The following is a 24,520-nucleotide window of genomic DNA, read 5'->3' as shown; positions in this document are numbered from 1 at the left end:
CAGACCCGAAGGCCTCCCTCGCACAGCTGCCATTACGGGCAGACGCCAAGCATAAAAACCGAGCGTTGAGCTGTTTGATGTGTGGATCATACTTGCCGTCGGACTTGCACGTCCGGTCATCGAATGCTCGAAGACCGGCCGAGATTATCGACCTGATCCAACGGAAACAAGGCCGTGGAATTCTCTAGGAAACGTCCCGCGAATGAAAGAGATCGGTCTTGCTGGCCATTGAAAAACCCGTGCTGTATCGAGGCTTTTACCGGTCTTCTGAATAGTCAGTAGGCTTAGCCCTATTGTCACGTCGGAGCTTTCTGGATTTACCCCTTTCCCGCTTATCGTCCTTTACTGCGACTTAACATCTCGCCTGTCATTTACGTACAGGGACTACGTCATGCAGGAAAGCGATCTTCATTCGGCAATCATGCGAAGCCAGCTTGAGCTGGAACGAAACGGCATAGATTTCGGCTCAACTGCCAGCATGGCGTTTCATCTGGGAAATACGATGACAAGCTGCCCGGCAGTCATGGTTTTGCCTAATGCACCAAGCTGGACGCATGGCGCGAGTTACAAGTTACTCAGGCCCCTTCATTCCGATTCTTCGGCACCCAACACTACTTTTGACGAGCTCTGGAAGTGCACACAGCAACACTACGGTTTGACGGTAGCAACGGTTCTAACCGGTGCAGCGGGCATACCCATCAGCAAAATTGCTGTGGGAACCTGGGTCCACGTGGGCTCCAGCAAAACAACAAACCTGGCTAGCCTCATTGGAATGCGCTTTTTCCCTCGTACACTGATCAGGCAGCCGACATTGGCCAGCATGGCAAAAGCAACTTTTGGTACCGTCCGGGTATTTGGCATTCTCGGGCGAGGCATTCCCTTCGTTGCTGCGGGTTTGGCTGTTTTTGATCTAATTAGTATTGGTAAGTGTGCCTATGAGGCAAGAAATGGAAAGTAACCTGACCAGAGCCGAGATTAGTGAAAAAGTGATCCAGCTTTTCGTCGATATCATTGGCTTTATCGACCGAAGCCAGGTGACGGAACAAACGGACTTCATCCACGACTTTAAGATCATTGATGAAGATCTGACCTGCTTTGTCATGCAGATCAAATGGCAATTCAAATTGCAAGCGACTCAGGATGATTGGGATCACATCACGACTCTCCAGCAAATTGTCGATTTGATTGTTCAATGTCAGCGGTGAGGCAACTGATACACCACCGGCTCTGCCCCCACCACCAGCGCCGTCACACTGCGCCCCGGATACCCGTCCCTCTGCTCCTGCGCAAAATTGGCCACCAGCCGCGTGCCATCGGCAAACGTGGTCTGCTGCACCAGCCGGTCGCTGCTCAGCCAGCGAAAATCCGTCATTGCCTGGGTCGCCAGCCGCTCATGCAACGGCCGGAAGAACCCATCCTGGCGCTGGATCATCGGCAAGCGCTGCTGCAACGTAGCAGCGCTCAGGTGATACAACGGCGGCACGTTGTAGAGCAGTTGGGTCAGTTCGTTCTCCCCCTGCACATTGCTCAGCTTCAGGCTGTCGAACAGCCAGTGATGGCTGGTGATGACCGCGCCATGGAACACCGCCTGATACAACGGCAGGCGCATCGCCGGGGCAAAGTACACCGTGCGCAGCGGCTCTTTGAGGGGCACGCGCTTGAAGAACACTGCCGGTTCCTCTGGTGGGTACCAGGCCCCCACGTAGTACGGCGATTGCTTGTCCTGGGTCATCTCGCGGTCGCCCCAGCCCATGACCGGGGTTTGCATGCCATGGGCGAACAGCACGCCACGGGCGGTGGTGGCGTTGCCGTCTTCGGAACCCACCGGCAACTGGAGCTGGCTGGCGATCCAGCGCGCCGCGTCGATATTGCCTTCGGCGTTCTGCGCCTGGGTCATGCCCAGTACCGAGCGATAGCTGTCAAACAGCATGCCGGTGGCGTAGGCATCGAGAAACCAGGCATTGAACCCGGCCCTGGCCTGCACCGCCGTCACCCGCGCCTGTAGCAGCGGGCGTACGCAGCGCGGGTCGGTGTAGTGCCCGGACTTCTGGAAGCCGGTCTTGAGCTGGCCGTTCTTTAACATGATCGAGCAGTCGCGATAGGCACGGCTGCCCAGGTGGGCGGTGATCCAGTCGGGGTTTTCGGTGTCTGACAGGGCGGTTTGATAGGCGTCGTAAGGGGCCATCAAATACCCGGCCTCGACGCCTGCGCGCACGGCCTCGGGGTGCCACAGCCCACCCTCCCAGCCTTCGCCCAGGGTCAGCAGCAGGCGTTGCAGGCCACTGTCCTCCAGCGTCTTTAGGGTTGTGGCGGACAATGTGCTGCCCCAGGTTTCAGGGGCTGTGCTCAAGGCGCTGGCAAACGCCACCGCCAAGGCCTGACGGACCGCAGCATAGCCTTCGACGAGCGCGTGCATATCGGGCTCGGCCCTGGCTTGCCAAGCCTGGCGCGCCTTTTTGTTAAGTGCCGCGTTGAGCCCTCTGAGCAGCACGGCTTGCTGGTAGCGATCCAGGAACGGCTGGGGGGCTTGCACCACCTGCGCCGCTTCAGGGTCCAGCAGGTCATTGAGTTGCGCGCCCAACCCCTCAGGCGCACGCAGCAATGTGCGCAACTGTGCCCAATCGCTCACATCGCCAAGGCCCAGCAGGTCATTGCCCCACAGGTACACATGGCTGGCCCCCAACAGCTTTTCGCCGGCCGGCAGGCGTTGCAGTTTGTCTGCCAGCGGCTCATAGAGCCCCTGCTCCACCAGCCACTGGCGGTAGCGTTTGGCACCGGCCAGCATGTCGGCCTCGCCCAGGTTCAGGCGCAGGGTCATCGGTGCGCTGGGGTCCAGGGCGGTGAATTCATGGCGTAGCGACAAGCCCAGGCGCGGGCCCTCGGCCTGCCACTGCAAGCGGTTGTTATACGGGTTGGTCAGCAGCCAGTTGAGGGTGAAGCGTTCGTGATCGACGCCCCATAACGGCAGGCTGAGGTCCTGGGTGCTGTTCATATCGCCATACTCCAGCAGGAAGTCTTGCCAGAGGCGATTGCCGGCGGGGATGTAATGCCCCTCGGCGAGCGGCCAGATCAAGCCCTTGCCCATGGCGCTGGCAGGCTGGCGGATAATCTCCAACTCGCCGGCCTCGCGGGCGGTGATGGTCAGGACCAGGTCGCGCTGCTCCAGGGTGGCACTCAGGCGGTAGGCGCCTTTATCCCATTGCCAGTTGGCGTGTTGAGTGGACTGTTGCAACTGGCTGACCGTATGGGCCGCCACGCCGCTGGAGGCCTGCACCGGCTCGCGGCCGGCAGGGGTCACGCGCATGGCCAGGGTCGCCGCATCAAGTTCGATGCGCCACTGGGGGTTTTCCAGCACGGTGCCGGCCACGGCCAGGGGCGAGAGCAGGAGCACGCAGGCCAGCCAGGCACGGCGTAGGCAAAGGGTCATGGCGCAGGCCTTCACGGGAACGAAAGGGCGAGGGTAAAACAATTCGTTACCAGGAAGGCACGCGCGGGGAATTTAGAGACGTTTCCCACCACACCAAGCCCGTCGCCGCTACGAGGCTTGTGTGATGGGACCATGTTCAGCTGTGCTTGGGCTCGCGGATTTTGTACCAGGCCACATACAGCGCCGGCAAAAACAGCAGTGTCAGCAAGGTGGCGATGATGATGCCGCCGATCATCGCGTAGGCCATCGGCCCCCAGAACACTTCCCGGGCAATGGGGATCATGCCCAGGCTGGCGGCGGCCGCCGTCAGCAGGATCGGCCGGCGCCGGTGTTCGGTGGCCTGCACCACTGCGTCCCACGGCGTGTAACCTTCCTGCTCGTAGGCATCGATCTGCGTCACCAGAATCACTGAGTTGCGGATGATGATGCCGATCAGCGCCAGGATCCCCAGGATCGCCACAAAGCCCATGGGCGTGCCCGTGGGAATCAGCGCCAGCACCACGCCAATCAGGCCCAGCGGGGCCACGCTGGCCACCAGGAACATCTTCTGCACGCTGTGCAACTGGATCATCAGGAAGGTCGCCATCAAGAACAGCATCAACGGCACCACACTGGCAATCGGGCCCTGGGCCTTGCCGCTTTCTTCCACGGTGCCGCCGGTAGCGACCTTGTAGCCCACCGGCAAGCCGGCGCTGAACTTGTCGATCTCAGGCTTGAGCTGCTTGACCAGGTCGGTCGGCTGCATCTCGTCGCGCACGGCGGCCTTGATGGTGATGGTCGGCTTGCGGTCGCGACGCCACACTAGCGGCTGCTCCAACTCGTAACGCACGGTGGCAAAGGCCAGTAGCGGGATCGAGGTGCCGCTGGGGGTGACGATCTGCAGGTTCTGCAGGGTTTCCGGGGTGCCGCGCTCGGCATCTTCGGCGCGGCCGACCACGTTGATCAGGTAGATATCGTCGTGCACCTGGGTCACGGCCGCGCCGCTGACCACGCTGTTCATCAATTGCGCCACGTCTTCGGACGACAGCCCGAGCTGGCGCGCCTTGTCCTGGGCGATATCGATCCGCAGCACTTTGCCCGGCTCGTTCCAGTCGTAGATGATCTCGCCCAGGTGCGTGTTTTTATCCAGCAACGTCGCCAGCTCGATCGCGTGCTTGCGCACCTGGTCGATGTCTTTGCCAGACACCCGGTACTGGATCGGCCGCCCGACCGGCGGGCCCATTTCCAGGGGTTGGACAAAACTGCCGACACCCACGAAGTCATCGCGCAAGCGCTGTTGCAGGCGCTCGATCAGCGCGCCGCGCTCTTCCACGCCCTTGCTGACGATCACCAACTGCGCGTAGTACGGGTTCTCCAGTTGCTGGTCCAGGGGCAGGTAGAAACGGATCGCGCCCTGGCCGATGTAGGTGCTCCAGCGTGCGATATCCGGGTCGTCCTTGATGATCGCTTCCAGGCGGTCCACGGCCTTGCGGGTTTCATTGATCGAGGCGTTTTGCGGCAGGTTGAGGTCGACGAGGATCTCCGGGCGGTCCGACGACGGGAAAAACTGGTTCTGCACAAACTGCATGGAGAACACCGACGCCGCAAACAGCAGCACCGTCAGGCCAATCGCCCACCAGCGGTTGCGCATGGCCCACAGCATGCCGGCATTGAACACCCGCCCGACCCGCCCCGGCTCGTCACTGTGGGGTTTGACCTTGCTGCTGAGGATATGCACGCCGATCACCGGCGCAAACAACACAGCCACCACCCACGACACCAGCATCGCCACGGCAATCACTGCAAACAGGGTGAAGGTGTACTCGCCCGCCGAGCTGGCGTTGAGGCCAATCGGCACAAACCCGGCCACGGTCACCAGGGTGCCGGTGAGCATCGGGAATGCGGTGGAGGTGTAGGCAAAAGTCGCCGCCTGCTCCAGGGTCTCGCCTTTTTCCAGGCGTGTAATCATCATTTCCACGGTGATCATCGCGTCATCCACCAGCAAGCCGAGGGCGATGATCAACGCGCCCAACGACACCCGCTGCATGGTGATGCCGCTGTATTCCATGAACACAAACACCAGCGCCAGCACCAGCGGGATCGAGCACGCCACCACCAGCCCGGCGCGCAGGCCCAGGCTGATAAAGCTCACCACCAGCACGATGATCACCGCTTCGAACAGCGCACTGGTGAAGCCGCCGACGGCCTCTTCCACCACTTCAGCCTGGTCCGACACCTTGTGCACGCCGATGCCCACCGGCAGGTCGGCCGTCAGCTCGTCCATACGCTGGTGCAGGGCCTTGCCGAATTCCTGGATATTGCCGCCCTTCTGCATGGCAATGGCCAGGCCAATGGCTGGCTGGCCGTTAAAACGAAACAGCGGCCGCGCCGGGTCCACATAACCACGGCTGATATCAGCGATATCTGCCAGGCGATAGAAGCGGTCATTGAGCCGCAGGTTGACGTCGGCCAAATCCTTTTCCGAGGCAAATTGCCCCGAGGTGCGCACCGAAATCCGCTCCGGCCCGGCCTCGATCACCCCGGCCGGGGTCACCGCGTTCTGCGATTGCAGGCTCTGCACCACTTGGCGCTGGTCAATCCCCAGGGCAGCCAGTTTGCGCGTGGAAAAATTCAGGTAAATCACTTCGTCCTGCTGGCCGATCATCTCGACCTTGCCCAGCCCCGGCACCGCCCGGATCTCGGCGCGCACCTGTTCGACGTAATCACGCAACTGGCGCATCGACATGCCATCGGCGGTAAAGGCATACACCGAGCCAAACACATCACCGAACTCGTCGTTGAACGACGGCCCCTGCAAGCCCTGGGGGAAGGTGCCGCGGATATCGTCGATCTTCTTGCGCACCTGGTACCAGATCTCGGGGATCGCCTTGGCGCTGGTGGTGTCCTTGAGGAACACAAAAACCGTGGATTCTCCGGGCCGGGTGTAGCTTTTCACATAGTCCAGGGAGTCCAGCTCTTCGAGCTTTTTCTCGATGCGGTCGGTGACCTGCTTAAGGGTTTCTTCCTGGGTCGCGCCCGGCCAGCGGGTCTGGATCACCATGGTCTTGATGGTGAAGGACGGATCTTCCTCGCGCCCCAGGTTCATGTAGGAAAACACGCCCATCAACAGCGCGACGAACATCAGGTACCAGACGAAGGACTGATGCTTGAGCGCCCAGTCGGATAAGTTGAAGCTCCCTTTCATCGCGGGCTGTCCTCGTCGGTTTTGACTTTTTGTCCGGGTTTGAGGCTGTTGACCCCGGCGCTGACCACACGCTCGCCAGGCTGCACGCCGCCGCTGAGCACGACATGGCTGGCGTCGCGGCTGACCAGGGTCACATCACGGGGCTGCACGCTCTGTTGTTGTCTATCGACGACCCAGATACGGGTCTTGCCCTCGACATCCTGCACCGCACTGGCAGGCAGTTCGATGCGCGGGGCGATGGTCGAGCTCAAGGTCACGCTGATCGCCGTGCCCAGGCGGAACGCCGGGGGTGTCTGGGCCAGGGTCAGGCGTGCGCGACGGGTGCGGGTCGCGCTTTGAGCCTGGGGTTCGATCTCGCGCACGGTGGCGGTGGTGTTGACGCTGGGGTCCAGCTGGCTGGCCACCAGGAACACCACATCGGCCGGCAGGCGCTCGGCGAGGCCGGCAGGCAGGTCGATCACCGCTTCCTTGATATCCGGGCGGGCCAGCGTCACCACTTGCTGGCCGGCACTGACCACCTGGCCGGCTTCGGCATTCCAGGCGGTGACGATGCCGCCATGGTCGGTGCGCAACTCGACGTAGTTGAGCTGGTCCCTGGCCTGGTCCACCGAGGCCTTGGCCTGGTCGAGGGAAGCCTGGGTGGTTTTCAGGTCGGTCTGGGCAATGTCCAGTTGCGCCTGGGCGCCGACGCCACGGTTGAACAGTTCCTGCTGGCGGCGCGCATTGGCCTGGGCATTGATAAATTGCGCCTGGATCCGCGCCAGGTCGCCTTGGGCCGCGCGCAGCTGGTTCTGCTGGTCGGTGGGATCGAGCACGGCCAGCAAGGCGCCCTTGTCAACTTCGGCGCCCACATCCACCGCGCGCCGCGCAATACGCCCTGGCACCCGGAAGCCCAGGTTGCTTTCATAGCGCGCCTGGATGCTGCCGGCAAAACGCCCGAGGTGGGCCTGGTCTTCGGCTTTCACCTCGACCGAGAGCACCGGGCGCACGGGGTCCGGCGCCGGTTCTTCCTTGGAACAGGCGATCAACAACAGGCTGCTGGCGAGGAGCAGCGTCAGGCGCTTCATGGCTGCACCCCCTTGGCCTGGGCCGGGTCCGGCGCCTGGGCGATCTCCACCACCATGCCCGGGTGCAGCAATTGCCCACCGGCCACTACGACTTTTTCGCCGCCTTTGAGGCCGTCACTGATGATCACTTTGCCGGTCAGGTAGCGCGCGACAGTGACCTTGTGCAATTGCGCCTTGCCGTCATCGTCCACCAGCCATACGGCAGGCTCGCTGAGGTCTTTGGTCAGTGCCGCCCAGGGCAGTTCGATGCTGGCCCTGGCTTGCCCGTTGGCGGTGGCGCTGACCACCGAGCCCAGTTGCATGCCCTTGGGCAAGGCCTCCAGGGCGATCTTCACCTGCACCGTGCCGCTGCTGGCGGCAACGGCCGGGGTCACTTCACGCACTCGGCCCACGGCCTTGATGCTCGGGTTGTCCAGCAGGCTGACGGTGATTGGCACATCCGGCGGTGGCTCCGCCAGCAGCGATTCGTAGACGTTGAACACTGCATCGCGCTCGCCGTCGCGGGCCAGGCTGAAAATCGGCACGGTGGCCTGCACCACCTGGCCGACTTCGGCCTGGCGCGCGGTAATCACCCCCGGCGCCTCGGCGATCAACGCGGTGTAGCCCAGTTGCTCGCGGGCATTGGCCAACTGCGCCTGTGCCGCCGCCAGGGCGCTTTGGCTGCTGCGCAGCGCGGCCTGGGCGGCGTCGTATTCGCTGCGGCTGGTGTAGCCCTTGGGCAGGAGTTTTTCCTGGCGCACAAAGGCCGCCGCCGTCTGTTTGACCCGCGCCTGTTCCGCCACTACCTGGGCCTGGGCGGAATCCACATTGGTCTGCAAATCCTTGGGATCGAGCCTGGCCAGCACTTGCCGGGCCGTCACACGGTCACCCACATCGACCATGCGCTGGATAATCTTACCGCCCACGCGAAACGACAAATCGGTCTGCACCCGCGCCTGGATATCCCCGGTCAGGGTCACCGCCGCGGCAAAATCGACCGGTTGCACGGTTTGCACAAACACCCTGGAGTGGGCCTTGGGCTCAGGTTTTTCCTGGCCACAGCCGCTGAGCAATGCCAGCAGGGCTACGCCACAAATAACTGTTGAGGTGGGACCGCCCATGCAGGCTCCTTTCGCGTGATACTGACGTGCCAGTGTGTATGCGACTGTGAGCTTAGTTCAGGGTTCCGCCTTCGCCTAAGTGATTTGCAGGCCTGCGGTGGTGTTCTTCTACACGATAAGATGTGGCTCCATGCCGGCCCGGAACGCCCTCGATGCTTAAGACCTTAGCGGTGGCCAATTACCGCTCGATCAATAAATTGGTAGTGCCGCTGGATCGGCTGAACCTGATCACCGGCCCCAATGGCAGCGGCAAATCCAACCTGTACCGTGCCTTGCGCCTGTTGGCAGAAACCGCCCAGGGCGGGGTGATCAATGCCCTGGCCCGCGAAGGCGGCCTGGATTCGACCTTCTGGGCCGGCCCCGAAAGCATCAGCCGGCGCATGCACAACGGCGAGGTGCCGGTGGAACCGAGCGTACGCAGCGGCGCCAAGCGCTTGCGCCTGGGGTTTGCCGGGGAGGATTTCAGCTATGCGATCTCCCTCGGCCTGCCAGAACCCAGCGAGTCGTATTTTTCCCTGGACCCCGAGATCAAAAAAGAATGCATCTGGGCCGGCCACGTCTATCGCCCGGCCAGCCTGCTGGTGCAGCGCTCCGGGCCGATGGTACGCGCCCGCGACGGACGGGCCTGGGAGGTGCTGGCCCAGCACACGCCCAACTACCACAGCCTGTTCGATCAGGTCGGCAGCCTGCGCGGCTCGCCGGAAGTCCTGACACTGCGCGAAAGCATTCGCGGCTGGCGCTTCTACGATCACTTTCGCAGCGACGCCGATGCACCGGTGCGCCTACCGCAACTGGGTACGCGCACGCCGGTGTTGCATCACGATGGCCGCGACCTGGCAGCCGCGTTGCAGACCATCCGCGAAATCGGCGACCCCGAGGCCTTGCAGCAGGCGGTGAGCGATGCATTTCCCGGCGCGCGTTTGCATATCGAGCCGTTGCAGGGTGGGCGTTTCGCCATTGAGTTCTATCAGGAAGGCTTACTGCGCCCACTGTCGGCGGCGGAACTCTCGGACGGCACCTTGCGCTACCTACTGCTGATCGCCGCGCTGCTGACCCCACGCCCGCCGACGATGATGGTCCTCAACGAACCGGAAACCAGCCTGCACCCGGACCTGTTGCCGGCCTTGGCGCGCCTGATCATCCAGGCATCCAAGCAATGCCAGGTGTGGGTGGTGTCCCATGCCAGCCGCTTGATCGCGGCGTTGCAGCAGGACGAGGGATGCCATTCGATTGTGCTGGAGAAGGTGATGGGCCAGACGCAGATTGTGGGGCAGCGGGTGTTGGATGAGCCGGCGTGGCATTGGCCTCAGTAAGCGGCGCCTGTACTGCCGCCATCGCGAGCAAGCCCGCTCCCACATTTGAATGTATTCACAAATCAAATGTGGGAGCGGGCTTGCTCGCGATGGCGGTAGATCAAACAACACAGAGGCAGGGGATCAACCCTGCCACTTACCCCCTTCAACAATCACACTCTCAGGCTTGGTCTCATCGCTCAGTTCTTTGCGCACGTACTGGTCATACAGCTTGAGCAAGAACTGCTCTTCACCCAACTTGGCCAACTCGGCATTCACCCAGTCGCGCAGTTCGATATTGCCCTTCTTCACCGCCGGTGCAATCGGCGCTTCGTCGCCCAGTTTCTCTTCCAGCACGCGATAGCCCGGGTTCTGTTTGGCCCAGCTGAACAGCACCAGGTTATCTTGCGCATAGGCATCGCCACGCCCAGCCGAGAGGGCTTGCAGCGACTCGGAGTTTTTCTCGAACTTGAGCAGTTTCCAGTCCGGGTGGTTCTTGGTCAGCCAGATATCAGCCGTGGTGCCGGTGGTGACGATGGTGGTGCGGGTCGCCAGGTCGTCGAGGCTTTTCACCGTGCTGTCATTAGGCACCAGGGCCTGGACCGCGACTTTCAGGTTGGGGTTGGTGAACTCCACCGCTTCCTTGCGCTCCGGGGTCACGGTCATATTGGCGAGGATCAGGTCAACCTTGTCGCTCTGCAAAAACGGGATACGGCTGGCCGGCTCCACGGCCACGAACTCGACCTTGTTCTCGTCGCCCAGCAGGTCCTTGGCAAACCGGCGGCCGATATCGGTATCAAAGCCCACGTAGCGCCCGGCTTCATCGACAAAGCCAAACGGCGGTTTGTCGGTAAACACGCCGACGATCAGCTTGTCGCGGGCCTTGATCTTGTCGATGTAGCTGACAGCCGCAGGTTTTACAGGCTCTTCGGCCTTCTTATCGCAGCCGGCCAGTAAGGCGACGGCAAACAGTGGCAGCAGTAACTTTTTCATATCAGCTCCAGTTCCTTGATTTTCTTGGGCAGTGTTGAAACAAACGAGAATTTCTCGAGGAACTGCTGCGCGCGTGCGGTCTGCGGGTTCGTAAAGAAGGCCTCTGGGGTGTTGTGTTCGAGGATGCGGCCCGCCTCCATAAACACCACGCGGTCGGCGACGGCGCGGGCGAAGGCCATTTCGTGGGTGACAATCAGCAGGGTCATGCCATCGCGGGCCAGGTCCTGGATCACCTCCAGCACTTCCTTGACCATTTCCGGGTCGAGGGCGGCGGTGACTTCGTCAAACAGCATGACCTGGGGGTTCATGCACAGCGAACGGACGATGGCGATGCGTTGCTGCTGGCCGCCCGAGAGCTGGCGCGGGAAGGCATCGCGCTTGTCGGCGAGCCCCACCCGCTCCAGCAGTTTTTGCGCCTGCTCGCGGGCTTCGCGGGGCTCGCGCTTTTGCACTTTCAGCGGGCCCAGCAGGATGTTGTCGAGCACGCTCATATGGGGGAACAGGTGGTAACTCTGGAACACCATGCCCACGTCCTGGCGCACCTGGCGCCAGTCGGTGTGTGGATCCAGCAGCTGTTTGCCGGCAAAGCGCAGGCTGCCGCTGTGGGCCACTTCCAGGCCGTTGAGGCAACGCAGCAAGGTGCTTTTACCGCAGCCGCTGGGGCCGAGGATCACCAGCACTTCACCGCTTTGCACCCTCAGGTCGATGCCATTGAGCACCTGCTGTGCGCCGAAGAATTTATTGAAACCCTGAAACTCGATCAATGCGCTCATGCTTGGGCCCAGCGCCGTTCCAGCACCTTGGAGGCGGCCGACAACGGGTAGCAGATAAAGAAGAAAAACAGGAACAGCGCGCCGTAGATCAACACCGACTCATAGGTGCGCTCGATGATTTGCTGGCCGACCTTGATCACGTCCACCACACCGATCAGCACCGCCAGGGAGCTGGTCTTGATGATCCGCGTGTAGACGTTGATGGTCGGCGGCGTCATGCGTTTGAGCGCCTGGGGCAGCAGCACGTAGCCGTAGAGCTGCGGCGCCGACAAGCCAATCGACAGCCCCGCCTCCCGCTGCCCGCGCGGCAGCGAATGCAACGCGCCGCGCACCACTTCGCCCACTTCACTGGCGCCCCACAGCGACAGCACCAGCACCGCGCACCAAAAACTGGGAATGCTCAGGCCGGTAAAAATCGGCAGGCCAAAAAACAGCAGGTACAGCCACACCAGCACCGGAATCGCGCGGAACAATTCCAGGTAAATGCGCAACAGCAGGTTGATCGCGCGCACATTCAAGGTGCGCAGCACCCCATACACCACCCCGCCAATGGTGCTGAAGGCGATGCTCAAAAACGAAATCGACAGGGTTTGTGCAGCGCCCTTGCCCAGTTGCGGCAACGACACCCATAACAATTCAAGACCCGAACTGGCCATGCTGGAGCCTCCTTTCCAGGCGGCTGAGCAGCAGCGACAGCGGCAAGAACAACAGCACGCAAATCAGCGTGAGCACGGCGAGCATTTCGTAAGTCTTGTAGTACAGGGCGATGTAGCTTTTGGTGGTGTAGAGAATCTCTGGCACCGCCACCGCCGACACCACGGTGGTTTCCTTGAGCAGGAAAATGAAATTGGCGAACAGCGCCGGCAGGCTGAGGATCCCGGCCTGGGGCAGGATCACATGGCGCAGCAACTGCCAGTCGGACAGGCCGATGGACTTGCCCGACTCGATCTGCGCCAGCGGCACCGCTTCCACACCGGCGCGCAGCACTTCGGTGAGGTAGGCGCCGCCCAAAAAGGTCATGGTGATGATCGCCGCCCAGAACCCGGAAATATTCAAGCCCAGGGCCGGCAAGGCGAAGTACACGAAAAACAGCTGGATCAGCAGCGGCGTGTTGCGCGCCAGCTCCACATACAGCGCCACCAGGCGCGACAGGTAAGGCGTGCGAAACACCAGCAGGGCCGAGTTGACCAGCGCCACCAGCAGCGAGGTGCCGATGGCGATCAAGCCCACTTGCAGGGTTACCCCCACGGCCTTGAGAAACGCCGGCAGGGTGCTGAGGATAAACGCGTAGTCAAAAGTCATTTCAAGTCCTGGGCGCCGCAGGGGTAATGCGGCGTAAACGCAGTCCGGTCCAGCGTGGGTAACGCCGGCAAGCGCTGACTTTAAAGGTATAAAAACAAAAATTTAAATACCTAAATAGCATATTGATATCACCCAAAAAACTAACCTCTGGATTCGCAGGGATCGCAGGTGACAGCTATTGTTCTGGGGTGCGTAGGAAGGGTCTTTTTTCAGCGCTGAACAACAAGGAAGGACAGCGCGTGGCCAGACTGAGGGCCATTTAACCAACGAGGGAATGACAGATGAATGAGGCGAAACCGATTGATCCGCAGGACTTGGTGAAATGGCTGGTGGCGTTGCGGCGGGCGATCAACAGCCGGGATTAATAGGCATAACACCAACCCAATGTGGGAGCAGGCTTGTGTGGGAGCCGGGCTTGCCCGCGATGCAGGCACCTCGGTGTGTCAGTGACACTAAGGTGATGCTATCGCAGGCAAGCCAGCTCCCACACAAGCTCAGCTCCCACATTTCTTGAAGGGGGTTTGGCAAATCAGAACGCCGGCACCACCGCGCCTTTGTACTTCTGCTCGATGAAGGCTTTGACTTCAGGGCTGGTCAGGGCCTTGGACAGTTTCTGGATGGCGGCGCTGTCTTTGTTGTCTGGACGGGCCACCAGGAAGTTCACGTACGGCGAATCGGACGCTTCAATGATCAGCGCATCCTTGGCCGGGTTGAGGCCGGCTTCCAGGGCGTAGTTGGTGTTGATCAGGTCCAGGTCAACCTGGTCGAGGACGCGTGGCAGCAAGGCCGACTCCAGTTCCTTGAACTTCAGGTTCTTCGGGTTGCTGGCGATGTCTTTTGGTGTGGCCAGGGCGTTTTTCGGGTCTTTGAGGGTGATCACACCGGCCTTTTGCAGCAGCAACAGGGCGCGGCCGCTGTTGGAGCCTTCGTTAGGGATGGCAACGGTGGCGCCATCTTTCAGGTCTTCGATTTTCTTGATCTTTTTCGAGTAGCCGCCAAACGGTTCAACGTGCACACCAACCACGGTGACCAGGTTGGTGCCTTTACCCTTGTTGAAGTTTTCCAGGTACGGCAGGGTCTGGAAGTAGTTGGCATCCAGGCGCTTCTCGGCCACTTGCACGTTCGGCTGCACATAGTCGGTGAAGACCTTGATTTCCAGGTCCACGCCTTCTTTGGCCAGGGTCGGCTTGATCAGCTCAAGGATCTCGGCGTGGGGCACCGGCGTGGCCGCGATCACCAGTTTTTCGTTGGCTTGAGCGATACCGGCAGTCAGGGCCGCCGCCAGGGCGGTGAACAACAGAACCTTTTTCATGCAGTGTCCTTAATCGAAAATCCGGGTCGTCGGTGACGGCCGCTTTCTTATGGGGGTGCCAGCGATGTGCCATCGCGGCGTAAAAGGGACAATACCGATATTTTTTATTCCCGAACAATACCTTTTATTCACTTTGATATTCCATTTTGCTCATACAGCGCCCAAGCCCTGAAACAGACGCGTCAACGCTGCGCGTTCGACTTCGTTGCCACTGCTCAGGATCTGCCGCGCCTGGTGCGCGATCTGCACCACCGACGCCACCGGCAGGTTCAAGTGCTCCGGCAGGATCTCATCACCACTGCTGACCAACAGCGCAAAGTGGATCACGTTCTCCAGCTCCCGCGTATTGCCCGGCCAACTGTGTTGCTCCAGCAGCCGCTGCGCCTCCTCGCTGATCAACGGCACCGGCAGGCCCAGACGCTGGCTGTAGATGCCCAGGAAGTACTCGGCCAAAGACAGGATGTCGCCCACCCGTTCGCGCAGCGCCGGCAGTTCCAACTGGCCTTCGTTGAGGTAATGGAACAGGCGCTCGTGGAATTTACCCACGGCCACGGCCTGGGCCAGGTCGATGCTGGTGGCGGCCACCAGGCGCACATCCACCGGGCTCGGCTGATGGGCGCCGACGCGGGTGACTTCATGGTTTTCCAGGGCGGCGAGCAGCTTGATCTGGATCGGCAACGGCAAGTCGCCGATCTCATCGAGGTACAAGGTGCCGCCGTTGGCCGAGCCAAACCAACCGGCCCGGCTGCTGGCCGCGCCGCTGTGGCTGCCGGCGGCATAGCCGAACAGTTCGGCATCGGCATAAGTGGGGCTGATCGCACCGCAGTTGACCGACACAAACAGGCCGCTGCGGTCACTGCCACGATGGATATGGCGCGCCAGCAACTCCTTGCCGCTGCCGGTTTCGCCGCGAATCAATACGGGCAAGGCGCGCGGGGCCAGGCTTTCGAGGTCTTCGCGCAGTTGCCGGGAGCGGGGGTCGACAAACACCAGCGCCTTGGCACGGATGCTCAGGGGGCTTTTTTCGGCGTCGGGGAAGGTCAGCAATGGCTGGCCGAAGGTTTCATGCAGGCTCATGGCAGGCTCCCGCCCCAATTCCACTCAAGGGACGGGGCGTTGAAAAGGTATTAGGCGCGGCGCCGGGAGTGATGCTCCAGACGGTTTTGCAGGCGATAGAGGTAGGCGAAACCCTGCTCCCAACGTCGGTGGCCGGACTTCACGTTGATATGCCCGGCGCCTGCGAGAACCCCGGCTTCAGCCCCCCAGTTACGCGCCAGTTCCAGGGCCCGCGGGGCGCTGATCGCACTGTCGTTGTCGGAGCTGACGACCTGGCTGGGAAACGGCAACAGGTCGCGGGGAATCGGCGCAAAGTTGCGCAACGCCGGCGCACACGCCGGGCGCTCGACGTCTGCCGGGGCCACCAGCAAGGCCCCGCGCACCTGGCGCAGGAACTGCAACGGCGCGCTGGCCGCCCAGTGCGCCACGGTGATGCAGCCCAGGCTGTGGGCGATCAGGATCACCGGGGTGCTGTCGGCCGCAATAGCTTCAGCCAAGGCTGCCACCCAGTCTTCGCGGCGCGGGGTCAACCAGTCGGCTTGCTCCACGCGGGCGCTGTTGGGCAGGCTGTTCTGCCAATGGGTTTGCCAATGATCTTCTGGCGATCCTTGCCAGCCCGGCACGATCAGGTAACGGATCAACTCGCTGTGCATGGGTGTGCCCTCCTGCAGCGTTTAACGTTGCTGACCAGTATAGGGATGGGGCATATATTCGTTAAGGAATAAGAAGCTATTTATTAATAACCAAAAAACCAAATTAATGAAGATCAAAATGTGGGAGCGGGCTTGCCCTAATGCCGTTCAGTTAAGTGAACGCAATGCTCAAAGCAACGAAGATCAAATGTGGGAGCGGGCTTGCTCGCGATGACGGTGTGTCAGTCAGAGTTGCATTAACTGACCCGCCGCTATCGCGAGCAAGCCCGCTCCCACAGGGGATCTGCGCTTAACTGATCGGCATTAGGGCAAGCCCGCTCCCACACAAACCCAATTCCATATGGAGTTGGGCGTGAGGCTTAAATCCCAGGCAAAAAAAAGGCCGCACCCTGCCAAGGAGACGGCCCAAAAATTGTCGAGGCTGTTGACACTAACGCGCAGTAATCACCGACAGCTTGGTAATTCCCGCTCGCTCAATCGACGCCATGGCCCGCGCCACTTCGCCATAGTTCACGCCGTCATCCGCTTGCAGTTGCACCCGCACCTGGGGGTCCTTGGCCTTGGCGGCCTGCAGGTTGAATTCCAGCAGGTCCGGCTGGATTTCATCCTTGTTGATAAACACTTTGCCGGCGCCGTCGATGCTCACCACCAGCGGGTCTTTCTGCTCCACCGGGGCCACGGCTTCGGTCTTGGGCAGGTTGATCGGGATCGCGTTGGTCAGCAGCGGGGCGGTGACGATAAACACCACCAGCAGGACCAGCATCACGTCCACCAGGGGCGTGACGTTGATCTCACTGAGTACCTCGTCGCTGTCTTGGGTGGAGAAGGCCATATCAGGACGCCTCCTTCACTTTTTGCGCGCTGCCCTGGGCGGCGTTTTTGTGCAGCGTCGGGTGGACCAGCACGCGGAATGAGTTTTTCTGCGCCAGGCTGTAGAAGTCATGGGCGAAGTCATCCAGATCGGCAGCCGTCAGTTTCAGGCGGCGTAGGAAGTAGTTGTAGACCAGCACCGCCGGTACGGCGACGGCGATCCCCACACCGGTCGCGACCAGCGCCGCGCCGATGGGGCCGGCCACGGTTTCGAGGCTGGCGGAGCCGGCGGCGCTGATGCCTTTCAAGGCTTCCATGATCCCCCACACCGTGCCGAACAGGCCGATAAAGGGCGAGGTGCTGCCGATACTCGCAACCACGGCCAGGCCGGTTTCCAGGGAGCGCCGCTCACGCACGATCTGCTGGCGCAGGGCACGTTCGAGGCGGTCCTGGTGGTTGATCGCCTGGCTCAAGTCAGCAGCGTGCGGCGCATCACCGACCTGGATCGCGGCATAACCGGCCTGGGCCACGCGGGCGGCGGCGCCGGGGTGGGTTTCGCTCAGTTCGGCGGCCGAATCAAGGCTCGACGCCGCCCAGAACTGTTTGTGGAACGTGCGATCCTGGGCCTTGAGGCGGCCGAACTGCACGCCCTTGAGCAGGGCCAGGCCCCAGGTGGCGACGGAAAACACCACCAGCAGCCAGATCACCGCGCTTTCGATGGATTCAAGTGGAGATGCCAGTAACGTCATGATGCGGTCCTCGGTGTAAGCGATAGAGTGTCGAGCAAAGGCTCAATGAATCTTGAAATCGATGGGTACGCTGACCCAGCCATCCTGGGCCACGTCGCCCTGCTTGGCGGGCACGAAGCTCCAGCGCTTCACGGCGCTGAGTGCGGCGTCGTCGAGTGGCTGGCGACCGCTACTCTTCTGCACCTGGATTTCACCGGGCTTGCCGCTGGCCAATACCTGCACGCGCAACAACACCGTGCCTTCCCAGCCACGGCGCTGGGCCAGTGACGGGTACTCGGGCGCCGGGTTCTTCAGGTACGCGGCGTTGGCCGAAGCAGGCGTCACCGGTGCCGGCGCTGGTGGGGCTGGCGGTGCCGGCTGGGGTGGCGCAGGCGGCTGTTCAACGGCGTTGGGCGCCGGCTTGGGTTCGGGCTTGGGCACAGGTTTGGGCTTGGGTTTTGGGATCGGCTTGGGTGGCGCCGGCTTGGCGGCCAACTCATCCACGACCGGTGGCGGTGGTTCCACAACCGCAGGCGGCGGCGGTACGGGCGGCGGCGGCTCCACCACCGGCGGCGCCGGCTGGGAAAACTCGATGGTCATCGGTGGAATTTCCGGCGGCACAATCGGCAGCAGCGGCAGCGGTTTCTGGCTGACCCAGTAGATCACCGCGCCATGCAGCGCCAGCGCCAACAGGCCCAATAACAGGCCTTCACGGCGGCTCAAGATCCCCTTGGGGGTTTTCTGCAAACGCAACTGCCCCAAGGGCGCGCGGTGCGGCCGGCCAAGGTCGACCAACTCACCACTCGGTGCCTGGCGCCACAGCGCCTCAGGTGCACTGGCGGCGGTCTGGACATTGCCCATTGATTCACTCCCTGCTGTCTTCAGCGAAAAAACCGACGGGCCTGTGGGGCGACCGTCGAGAGCTGAATCATCGGGGGTAGACGCTTATCTCTTAAAGTAATCTTTAAAGTTATACATAGACCAAACAGGAATATGAAGAATCGACGGATCGGCCAACGTCACGCCCCACGGGGCCTGGCGGCGAGGGGCAACATCAGGATGCTTTGCGCGCATGCAAAATATTCCGCAAAGGCATGGCTCAGCGTGGGTTGGCCTCGCATAAATCCCACAACTGGCGCAGCAGGCCCTGCCCCGCCGCCCCCATCCCATGGCGCCCATACAGCGCCAGCCGCACGCCCTGCACTGCGGGCAAACCGCTGTCGGCGCCCAAGACCACATGCCCGGCCTGCACCACCCGCGCAGGCAACAGGCTGATGCCCAACCCCGCCGCCACCGCCGAACACACACTGGCCAGGCTCGCGCTGGAATAGCCAATGCGCCAGCGCCAGCCACCGACCTCCAGGTGCTGGAGCATTTCATTGCGGTACAGGCCGCCCACCGGGAAGGCCACCAATGGCAATGGGTCGCGGCCCAGGGCCGGCATGTGGCGGCTGTCGACCCAGCACAACGGCTCGGGCCAGGAGGCCAGGCAGTCGTCGCTGTCGCCCATCTGCTTGACCAGCAACACATCGAACTCACCGCCGCGATACTGGCGCAACAGCGCCGGCCCCAGGCCGCTGGTGACCTCCAGGCGCACCCGTGGGTAGGCCACGACAAACGCCGACAGCAGCGGCATCAAGCGCTCGGCGGCAAAGTCCTCGGGCACGCCCAGGCGCAGCACGCCATCACTCTGCTGGTTGATCAGCACATCGGCGGCTTCTTCGTGCAGGGCCAGGATGCGCCGTGCATAGGCCAGCAAGCGCTCACCCTCGACCGTCGCCACCACCCGGCGCTGGTCGCGGTCGAGCAAGCGGCAGCCGACACCCTGCTCCAGGCGGCGCAATTGCTGGCTGACCGTGGATTGAGTGAGGTGCAGGCGTTCGGCGGCGCGGGTGAAATTCGCGCAATCGACAACGGCGATAAAACTGCGCAACAGCACGGGATCGAACATGGGCATTACCATCGTGTTTGCCACTGGCTGGCATGGTTATATTTAATTTCAGAATACCCCAGTCGGTAGCCATACTCCGCGCTCACCAAGACGGGAGATTTTCCATGACTGACGATCAGCGCCATCTGCAACGCGCCGTTGACCGCCCTGCAACTGCCCGTCGAGCACTTGCCGGTGCCGGCCATGCAAGCCCTTTACCGTCAATGGAAAACCCTGCATGACCCTGAATAAATCCCTCGCCGGCTGGGGCCTACTGGTGGTGCTGGGCCTCAACCTGCGGCCGATCCTCAGCTCGATCAGCCCGTTGCTCGGGGAAATTCGCCTGGCCACCGGCCTGAGTTTCCAGAGCAGTGCCTTGCTCACCAGCCTGCCGGTGGTGTGCATGGGGCTGGTGGCGCTGGTGGGCATCCGTGTCGAGGCGCAGCTGGGCGAGCGACGTGGGATTGCCCTGGGCTTGCTGATGATCCTGCTGGCGTGCCTGGTGCGCTGGCTGCTGGGCCAGGCACCGGCACTGCTGGCCACGGCGTTGCTGGGCGGCGCCGGGGTGGCGCTGATCCAGGCGCTGGTGCCGGCGATGATCAAGCGCCAGTTCCACCACCGGGTGCCACTGGCGATGGGGGTGTATTCAGCCTCGTTGATGGGTGGCGGTGGCTTGGCGGCGCTGCTCAGCCCCCTGGTGGCCAGCCATTTCCAGCACTGGCAGGCCGGCCTTGGTATCTGGCTGCTGCCGGCGCTCGGCGCGTTGCTGCTGTGGGCGTGGCTGCCGTTGGGCGCGGCGAAGAACCGGCAGGTGACGGCGCCGCTCCAGGGCCTGCGCAACCGCCGCGCCTGGTTGCTGGCGCTGTATTTCGGCCTGGTGAACTGCGGGTATATGAGCATGGTGGCGTGGCTGCCGGCGTACTACCAGCAACTGGGTTGGGGCGTGCTGCCCAGCGGCTCGCTGCTGGCGTTCATGACGATTTTCCAGGTGATCGCCGCGCTGTTGATGCCAGCGCTGGCGCAACGCGGTATCGACCGCCGGCCCTTACTGACCATCAGCCTGCTGGCCCAGACCGTGGGCTACCTCGGCCTGCTGCTGGCGCCGCTGCACTACCCGCACCTGTGGGTGGCGTTGATCGGCTTCGGCCTGAGGGCGTGTTTTGCCCTGAGCCTGCTGTTGACCCTGGACCATCGCCGCGACCCACGGGAAGCCGGGCAACTGGCGGCCTTCGTGCAGGGCGTGGGCTTTTTGATCAATGCCGTATCGCCGTGGATGACCGGCTGGCTGCGTGAACTCACTGGCAGCTTTGTCAGCGCCTGGGTGGTGCTGAGCGTGACAGTGATCGCAATGCTGGTGGTGACCCGGGTCTTCAGCCCGGCCACCTACCGCAGCGCCGCCGCCCCCGGCTAGAAGTCGTAGCGCCCGGTCACCCCCAGCGTGCGCGGGGTGCCCAGCAACCCTTCATAGCCACCGTTGCCGCCTGTCCACAGGGTGGTGTAGTAGGTCTTGTCGAAGGCGTTTTTCAGCCATAGCGACACGTCCCACTGACCCTGCTGGAAGTCGCCGCGCAGGCCGGTGGACAGGTTGACCACCGCGTAGCCGGGGATCTGCCCGTAATCCGAATCCTCGACCGTGCCCACCGCCTTGGAGCGGTAGGCATAGCTGGCGGTGACGTAGGGCTCCAAGCCGTTATCCAGGTTCCACTTGTATTCGCCGTTGGCGTTGGCAATCCATTTCGAGGCGCCCACCACCGGGTGCCCACTGAGGTCGCACGAGGCCGGTGCACCCGGGCGCAGGCTGACTTCCGGTGGGCATGGCGCATCTTTGTACGACAGGTAGCGCACATCGTTGAACGAGCCGTTGATGTTCAACGTCAGGCCACGGATCGGCACCAGGGTGCTTTCCAGCTCCACCCCACGCGAGCGCACGGAGCCGGCGTTGGTCAGGTACTGCACGCGGTTGCCATAGTCGTAGGCATTGGTCTGGTAGCCGTTGACCTGGGTCCAGAACAGGTTGGCGTTGAGTTGCAGGCGACGGTCCCACAGTGTGCTCTTAAAGCCCAACTCGGCGTTGTTGGCGCGCTCGGTGCCGATCAACAGCGAGTCGGCGCCAGCGGTCGGGGCAGAGCCCACCGTCAGGTTGACCCCGCCGGATTTCTCACCGTGGGACAAGGTCGCATAGCCGAGCACGTCATCGCTGAAGCGGTAGCTGAGGTTGAGCAGGCCAGAAGGGCTGGTGCTGTACTGGTTGAGATCGCCAGAGTCGTAGGCACCGGCCCGGCCACGGCGTGCCGTCGCTGCCGCGCCCGTCACCGTTGCGCCACCTTGCGGCGCGTTGCGGCTGACCGAGGCGCTTTTTTCTTCATAGGTGCCGCGCAGGCCGGCGGTGAAATCCAGGCGTTCGGTCAGGTGCCAGGTGCCCTGGGCAAACAGGGCAAAACTGTCGGTGCGGATATGCCCGTTGCCGACACTGCTGACATTGCTCAAGGCCCCCGCGGGCGTGCCATTCCAGATATCGGCCTGGGGCCCGTAGTAAGCGAAGGATTTGTTGTCCAGGTCGGAGCCAAAGTAGTAAGCGCCCACCACGTAATCGAAGAACCCACCGGTAGGCGAGGCCAGGCGAAACTCCTGGGACCACTGTTTATCTTCCACCGATACGCCAGCGTTATACGAGGCCGGCACGTTAAGGCCGTCGTCGTTGCGCGGGGTGAAATTCCACCAGCGGTAGGCGCTGACCGAGGTCAGGGTGAAGTCGCTGGGCAGGGTCCAGTTGGCCTCAAGGGACGTGCCACCCTGGAACACTGTGACGCGCTGGTCGTTGTCCAGGTTGACCTTGCGGTGGGAGCCGTTGACCAGGGTCGCCCCGGCCGCATCGGCCCGCGATTGGTAGAGGTTGGTGCCATTGATGGTCGGGCCGGTGCTGTACAGCACGCGGGTGCCGGCGCTGGAGTCTTCTTCGTTGTAGTCGCCGATCCAGCGCAGGTTGAAGGCCTCGTTGGGCTTGTACAGCAGTTGCCCGCGAAAGCCCTGGCGTGAACCGCCGTTGAGGTCGTGGCCGTTGTATTGGTTCTGGATATCGCCGTCGCTGCGGGTGCGATAGGCCGAAAAGCGCCCGGCCAGCTCATCGTTGAGCGGCCCGGAAATCGTGCCCTTGGTCTGGAAATAACCGTCTTCGCCCAGCGAGGTCTCGATGCTGCGCTCCGGGGTGAAGCTCGGCGCGCGGGTGCTGATATTGATCACCCCGGCCGTGGTGTTCTTGCCAAACAGCGTGCCTTGCGGGCCGCGCAAGACCTCAAGCTGCTCGATGTCCATCAGGTCGAACACCGCCATGCCTGGGCGCCCGAGGTACACGTTGTCGATATACAACCCGACACTGCCTTCCAGGCCATCGCTGGCCGGGTTGTTGCCCAGGCCGCGAATCGACACGCTGGACTGGCGCGCATGCATGTAGGCGACGTTGACGCTGGGCACCAGTTGCTGCAAATCCTGGATCCGGTAGACCCGCTGGCTCTCCAGAGCCTGGCCGCCGATCACGCTCATGGGCGTGGGCACTGCCTGGGCGCTTTCGGTGCGGCGGCGGGCGGTCACGGTGACTGTCTCCAGTTGCCCGCTGGCGCTTTCGCCCTTGGGCACCGGGGCGGGCGTGTCGGCGGCCTGGCTCGGCGACCAACTGGCACTGCCCGCCAGCAACAGCGCCAGGGGCAGGCGCTTGAGCCGCCAGGGGGAGGACGGTACAGCGGGCTTCGACACACTCATAAGCGGCTCCGGTATCGCGGAATATGCACAACCACATATTCTATAAAGTTATTTATTTATGTTTTTACAAGCATTTACTGCATAAGAGATAGCCTTTATAAGGAGTCGACCTAATGCATAGCCAATGCATTTCCCCGATATTTTTAATGTGAAAAATGCATATCGATTTGCGCCAGCTCCGTCACTTCATCGCCCTCGCCGAACAGCGCAGTTTTGTCGCGGCTGCGAGCACCGTGAACCTGTCGCAATCGGCCTTCAGCCGTAGCATCCAGGCCCTGGAGCACAGTGCCGGCTGCCAACTGGTGGATCGCGGGCGCAAGGACCTGGCCCCGACCAAGCAAGGCCAGGTGCTGCTGGAACATGCACGGCGCCTGGTCAGCGGCGCGCAGCAGTTGGCCAACGAGATCAGCCAGTTCAACGGCCTGGAAGCCGGCGAGCTGCGCTTTGGCTGCGGCCCGGCCCCGGCGGCCGGGTTGATCCCGCGCGCGATCGGCAGCTTTATCGGGCGCTACCCCAAGGCTCGCGTGCAGTTCCAGGTCGATGACTGGCAAAGCCTGGGCAAGCGCCTGCTCAGCGAAGAGTTCGAATTCTTCGTCGCCGACACCCGTCACTTCGAAGCCAACCCCGACTACCAGACCCACCGCCTGCGCCCGCGCAAATGGCACTTTTGCTGCCGCAGCGGGCACCCGTTGGCCCAGCGCGAAAGTGTCAGCGCCGCCGAGCTGATGAGTTATCCCCTGGCCGTGACCATCCGCCCGCCGAACCTGCGCAAGGTCATCGTCGACCTCAGCGGCCGGCCGGACTACACGCCCAATGTCGAATGCGAGAACGGCTACAGCCTGCTGGGGGTGGTGCTGCGTTCCGACGCCATCGGTATCGTCAGCGCCAACAGCGACGTGCTGCACATGGCCCGGGGCGACTTGGTGTGCTTGAAGATCGACGGCCTGGCCGAGGACCTGGAGGAGCGTTACACCCGCTATGGCATCGTCAGCCGGGCGGGGTATCGGTTGTCACCGCTGGCGGAGGCGATGATCGAGCAGATCAAGGAGGTGGATGAGCAGGATGAGCAGGTGTGTGAGCTGGAGAATCTTGCGGTCTGAACGACCGCTATCGCGGGCAAGCCCGCTCCCACAGGTT

Annotated in this window: 22 protein-coding genes; 5 read left to right on the top strand and 17 right to left on the bottom strand. The window is 62.4% G+C overall.

Going from position 1 to position 24,520, the window contains the following annotated elements; translation table 11 throughout:
- Positions 1-391 precede the first annotated feature (391 nt).
- A complete protein-coding gene (locus BLL38_RS07870) occupies positions 392-958 on the top strand; it encodes a hypothetical protein (protein ID WP_076962052.1) in 567 nt (188 codons plus the stop codon).
- Positions 948-1,205 (top strand): acyl carrier protein, encoded by a 258-nt coding sequence (locus tag BLL38_RS07865; RefSeq protein ID WP_076962051.1) that lies wholly within the window; start codon positions 948-950, stop codon positions 1,203-1,205. The genes BLL38_RS07870 and BLL38_RS07865 overlap by 11 nt, the downstream gene beginning before the upstream one ends.
- Here the strand turns inward: BLL38_RS07865 and BLL38_RS07860 are convergent.
- The 4 genes from BLL38_RS07860 to BLL38_RS07845 all read right to left on the bottom strand — a co-directional run bounded on the left by BLL38_RS07860 (position 1,196) and on the right by BLL38_RS07845 (position 8,778).
- Positions 1,196-3,427 carry a glycoside hydrolase gene (locus BLL38_RS07860; protein ID WP_076962050.1) on the bottom strand — a complete coding sequence of 744 codons (2,232 nt, stop codon included), beginning with the start codon at positions 3,425-3,427 and terminating at the stop codon, positions 1,196-1,198. The two genes, BLL38_RS07865 and BLL38_RS07860, sit on opposite strands and share 10 nt — an antisense overlap.
- A 136-nt stretch (positions 3,428-3,563) precedes the next feature.
- The gene (locus BLL38_RS07855) at positions 3,564-6,611 is read right to left on the bottom strand and encodes an efflux RND transporter permease subunit (protein ID WP_076962049.1); all 3,048 of its coding nucleotides are present in this window, start codon (positions 6,609-6,611) and stop codon (positions 3,564-3,566) included.
- Positions 6,608-7,678: an efflux RND transporter periplasmic adaptor subunit gene (locus BLL38_RS07850; protein WP_076962048.1), complete on the bottom strand. Its 1,071-nt coding sequence runs from the start codon at positions 7,676-7,678 to the stop codon at positions 6,608-6,610. Before BLL38_RS07850 ends, BLL38_RS07855 begins: the two co-directional genes overlap by 4 nt.
- Positions 7,675-8,778, bottom strand: coding sequence for an efflux RND transporter periplasmic adaptor subunit (locus BLL38_RS07845; protein ID WP_076962047.1), 1,104 nt, complete (start codon positions 8,776-8,778; stop codon positions 7,675-7,677). The genes BLL38_RS07850 and BLL38_RS07845 overlap by 4 nt, the downstream gene beginning before the upstream one ends.
- 152 nt (positions 8,779-8,930) lie before the next feature.
- Between BLL38_RS07845 and BLL38_RS07840 the strand changes: the two genes are divergently transcribed.
- Positions 8,931-10,091 (top strand): AAA family ATPase, encoded by a 1,161-nt coding sequence (locus BLL38_RS07840; RefSeq protein ID WP_076962046.1) that lies wholly within the window; start codon positions 8,931-8,933, stop codon positions 10,089-10,091.
- Between the two features lie 123 nt (positions 10,092-10,214).
- Here BLL38_RS07840 and BLL38_RS07835 read toward each other — a convergent pair whose 3' ends face one another.
- The 12 genes from BLL38_RS07835 to BLL38_RS30420 all read right to left on the bottom strand — a co-directional run bounded on the left by BLL38_RS07835 (position 10,215) and on the right by BLL38_RS30420 (position 19,833).
- Positions 10,215-11,063 carry a transporter substrate-binding domain-containing protein gene (locus BLL38_RS07835; protein WP_076962045.1) on the bottom strand — a complete coding sequence of 283 codons (849 nt, stop codon included), beginning with the start codon at positions 11,061-11,063 and terminating at the stop codon, positions 10,215-10,217.
- Positions 11,060-11,836, bottom strand: coding sequence for an amino acid ABC transporter ATP-binding protein (locus BLL38_RS07830; RefSeq protein ID WP_076962044.1), 777 nt, complete (start codon positions 11,834-11,836; stop codon positions 11,060-11,062). The genes BLL38_RS07835 and BLL38_RS07830 overlap by 4 nt, the downstream gene beginning before the upstream one ends.
- Positions 11,833-12,492: an amino acid ABC transporter permease gene (locus BLL38_RS07825; protein WP_076962043.1), complete on the bottom strand. Its 660-nt coding sequence runs from the start codon at positions 12,490-12,492 to the stop codon at positions 11,833-11,835. The genes BLL38_RS07830 and BLL38_RS07825 overlap by 4 nt, the downstream gene beginning before the upstream one ends.
- Entirely contained in the window at positions 12,473-13,138 is a 666-nt protein-coding gene (locus tag BLL38_RS07820; RefSeq protein WP_076962042.1) for an amino acid ABC transporter permease, read from the bottom strand. Before BLL38_RS07820 ends, BLL38_RS07825 begins: the two co-directional genes overlap by 20 nt.
- 529 nt (positions 13,139-13,667) lie before the next feature.
- Positions 13,668-14,450: a MetQ/NlpA family ABC transporter substrate-binding protein gene (locus tag BLL38_RS07815; RefSeq protein WP_076962041.1), complete on the bottom strand. Its 783-nt coding sequence runs from the start codon at positions 14,448-14,450 to the stop codon at positions 13,668-13,670.
- Positions 14,451-14,600: 150 nt separating this feature from the next.
- Positions 14,601-15,527 (bottom strand): sigma 54-interacting transcriptional regulator, encoded by a 927-nt coding sequence (locus BLL38_RS07810; RefSeq protein ID WP_076962040.1) that lies wholly within the window; start codon positions 15,525-15,527, stop codon positions 14,601-14,603.
- 50 nt (positions 15,528-15,577) lie between these two features.
- The gene (locus BLL38_RS07805) at positions 15,578-16,159 is read right to left on the bottom strand and encodes an alpha/beta hydrolase (RefSeq protein ID WP_076962039.1); all 582 of its coding nucleotides are present in this window, start codon (positions 16,157-16,159) and stop codon (positions 15,578-15,580) included.
- A gap of 430 nt (positions 16,160-16,589) precedes the next feature.
- Entirely contained in the window at positions 16,590-16,991 is a 402-nt protein-coding gene (locus tag BLL38_RS07800; RefSeq protein WP_032856552.1) for an ExbD/TolR family protein, read from the bottom strand.
- 1 nt (position 16,992) lies between these two features.
- The gene (locus BLL38_RS07795; protein ID WP_076962038.1) at positions 16,993-17,718 is read right to left on the bottom strand and encodes a MotA/TolQ/ExbB proton channel family protein; all 726 of its coding nucleotides are present in this window, start codon (positions 17,716-17,718) and stop codon (positions 16,993-16,995) included.
- A 42-nt stretch (positions 17,719-17,760) separates the two neighbouring features.
- Positions 17,761-18,558, bottom strand: coding sequence for an energy transducer TonB (locus BLL38_RS07790; RefSeq protein WP_076962037.1), 798 nt, complete (start codon positions 18,556-18,558; stop codon positions 17,761-17,763).
- Positions 18,559-18,796: 238 nt separating this feature from the next.
- The gene (locus BLL38_RS07785) at positions 18,797-19,648 is read right to left on the bottom strand and encodes a LysR family transcriptional regulator (protein ID WP_076962036.1); all 852 of its coding nucleotides are present in this window, start codon (positions 19,646-19,648) and stop codon (positions 18,797-18,799) included.
- Between the two features lie 5 nt (positions 19,649-19,653).
- The gene (locus BLL38_RS30420; protein ID WP_130898213.1) at positions 19,654-19,833 is read right to left on the bottom strand and encodes a hypothetical protein; all 180 of its coding nucleotides are present in this window, start codon (positions 19,831-19,833) and stop codon (positions 19,654-19,656) included.
- A gap of 32 nt (positions 19,834-19,865) precedes the next feature.
- Between BLL38_RS30420 and BLL38_RS07780 the strand changes: the two genes are divergently transcribed.
- Positions 19,866-21,038, top strand: coding sequence for a CynX/NimT family MFS transporter (locus BLL38_RS07780; protein WP_076962035.1), 1,173 nt, complete (start codon positions 19,866-19,868; stop codon positions 21,036-21,038).
- On the opposite strand, the gene BLL38_RS07775 is transcribed toward BLL38_RS07780, so the two are convergent.
- Positions 21,035-23,383 carry a TonB-dependent receptor gene (locus BLL38_RS07775; RefSeq protein WP_076962034.1) on the bottom strand — a complete coding sequence of 783 codons (2,349 nt, stop codon included), beginning with the start codon at positions 23,381-23,383 and terminating at the stop codon, positions 21,035-21,037. The two genes, BLL38_RS07780 and BLL38_RS07775, sit on opposite strands and share 4 nt — an antisense overlap.
- 155 nt (positions 23,384-23,538) lie before the next feature.
- On the opposite strand from BLL38_RS07775, the gene BLL38_RS07770 reads away from it, so the two are divergent.
- Positions 23,539-24,483: a LysR family transcriptional regulator gene (locus tag BLL38_RS07770; RefSeq protein ID WP_076962033.1), complete on the top strand. Its 945-nt coding sequence runs from the start codon at positions 23,539-23,541 to the stop codon at positions 24,481-24,483.
- Positions 24,484-24,520: the final 37 nt, after the last annotated feature.

Source organism: Pseudomonas gessardii (assembly GCF_001983165.1).
GTDB lineage: Bacteria > Pseudomonadota > Gammaproteobacteria > Pseudomonadales > Pseudomonadaceae > Aquipseudomonas > Aquipseudomonas gessardii.
This window is presented reverse-complemented; position numbering and strand designations above follow the sequence as displayed.

Bases quoted from the DNA above. Each gene is read 5' to 3' on its own strand.
- BLL38_RS07870 (WP_076962052.1), top strand. From the start codon at position 392: ATGCAGGAAAGCGATCTTCATTCGGCAATCATGCGAAGCCAGCTTGAG.
- BLL38_RS07865 (WP_076962051.1), top strand. From the start codon at position 948: ATGGAAAGTAACCTGACCAGAGCCGAGATTAGTGAAAAAGTGATCCAG.
- BLL38_RS07860 (WP_076962050.1), bottom strand. From the start codon at position 3,427: ATGACCCTTTGCCTACGCCGTGCCTGGCTGGCCTGCGTGCTCCTGCTC.
- BLL38_RS07855 (WP_076962049.1), bottom strand. From the start codon at position 6,611: ATGAAAGGGAGCTTCAACTTATCCGACTGGGCGCTCAAGCATCAGTCC.
- BLL38_RS07850 (WP_076962048.1), bottom strand. From the start codon at position 7,678: ATGAAGCGCCTGACGCTGCTCCTCGCCAGCAGCCTGTTGTTGATCGCC.
- BLL38_RS07845 (WP_076962047.1), bottom strand. From the start codon at position 8,778: ATGGGCGGTCCCACCTCAACAGTTATTTGTGGCGTAGCCCTGCTGGCA.
- BLL38_RS07840 (WP_076962046.1), top strand. From the start codon at position 8,931: ATGCTTAAGACCTTAGCGGTGGCCAATTACCGCTCGATCAATAAATTG.
- BLL38_RS07835 (WP_076962045.1), bottom strand. From the start codon at position 11,063: ATGAAAAAGTTACTGCTGCCACTGTTTGCCGTCGCCTTACTGGCCGGC.
- BLL38_RS07830 (WP_076962044.1), bottom strand. From the start codon at position 11,836: ATGAGCGCATTGATCGAGTTTCAGGGTTTCAATAAATTCTTCGGCGCA.
- BLL38_RS07825 (WP_076962043.1), bottom strand. From the start codon at position 12,492: ATGGCCAGTTCGGGTCTTGAATTGTTATGGGTGTCGTTGCCGCAACTG.
- BLL38_RS07820 (WP_076962042.1), bottom strand. From the start codon at position 13,138: ATGACTTTTGACTACGCGTTTATCCTCAGCACCCTGCCGGCGTTTCTC.
- BLL38_RS07815 (WP_076962041.1), bottom strand. From the start codon at position 14,450: ATGAAAAAGGTTCTGTTGTTCACCGCCCTGGCGGCGGCCCTGACTGCC.
- BLL38_RS07810 (WP_076962040.1), bottom strand. From the start codon at position 15,527: ATGAGCCTGCATGAAACCTTCGGCCAGCCATTGCTGACCTTCCCCGAC.
- BLL38_RS07805 (WP_076962039.1), bottom strand. From the start codon at position 16,159: ATGCACAGCGAGTTGATCCGTTACCTGATCGTGCCGGGCTGGCAAGGA.
- BLL38_RS07800 (WP_032856552.1), bottom strand. From the start codon at position 16,991: ATGGCCTTCTCCACCCAAGACAGCGACGAGGTACTCAGTGAGATCAAC.
- BLL38_RS07795 (WP_076962038.1), bottom strand. From the start codon at position 17,718: ATGACGTTACTGGCATCTCCACTTGAATCCATCGAAAGCGCGGTGATC.
- BLL38_RS07790 (WP_076962037.1), bottom strand. From the start codon at position 18,558: ATGGGCAATGTCCAGACCGCCGCCAGTGCACCTGAGGCGCTGTGGCGC.
- BLL38_RS07785 (WP_076962036.1), bottom strand. From the start codon at position 19,648: ATGTTCGATCCCGTGCTGTTGCGCAGTTTTATCGCCGTTGTCGATTGC.
- BLL38_RS30420 (WP_130898213.1), bottom strand. From the start codon at position 19,833: ATGGCCGGCACCGGCAAGTGCTCGACGGGCAGTTGCAGGGCGGTCAAC.
- BLL38_RS07780 (WP_076962035.1), top strand. From the start codon at position 19,866: ATGACCCTGAATAAATCCCTCGCCGGCTGGGGCCTACTGGTGGTGCTG.
- BLL38_RS07775 (WP_076962034.1), bottom strand. From the start codon at position 23,383: ATGAGTGTGTCGAAGCCCGCTGTACCGTCCTCCCCCTGGCGGCTCAAG.
- BLL38_RS07770 (WP_076962033.1), top strand. From the start codon at position 23,539: ATGCATATCGATTTGCGCCAGCTCCGTCACTTCATCGCCCTCGCCGAA.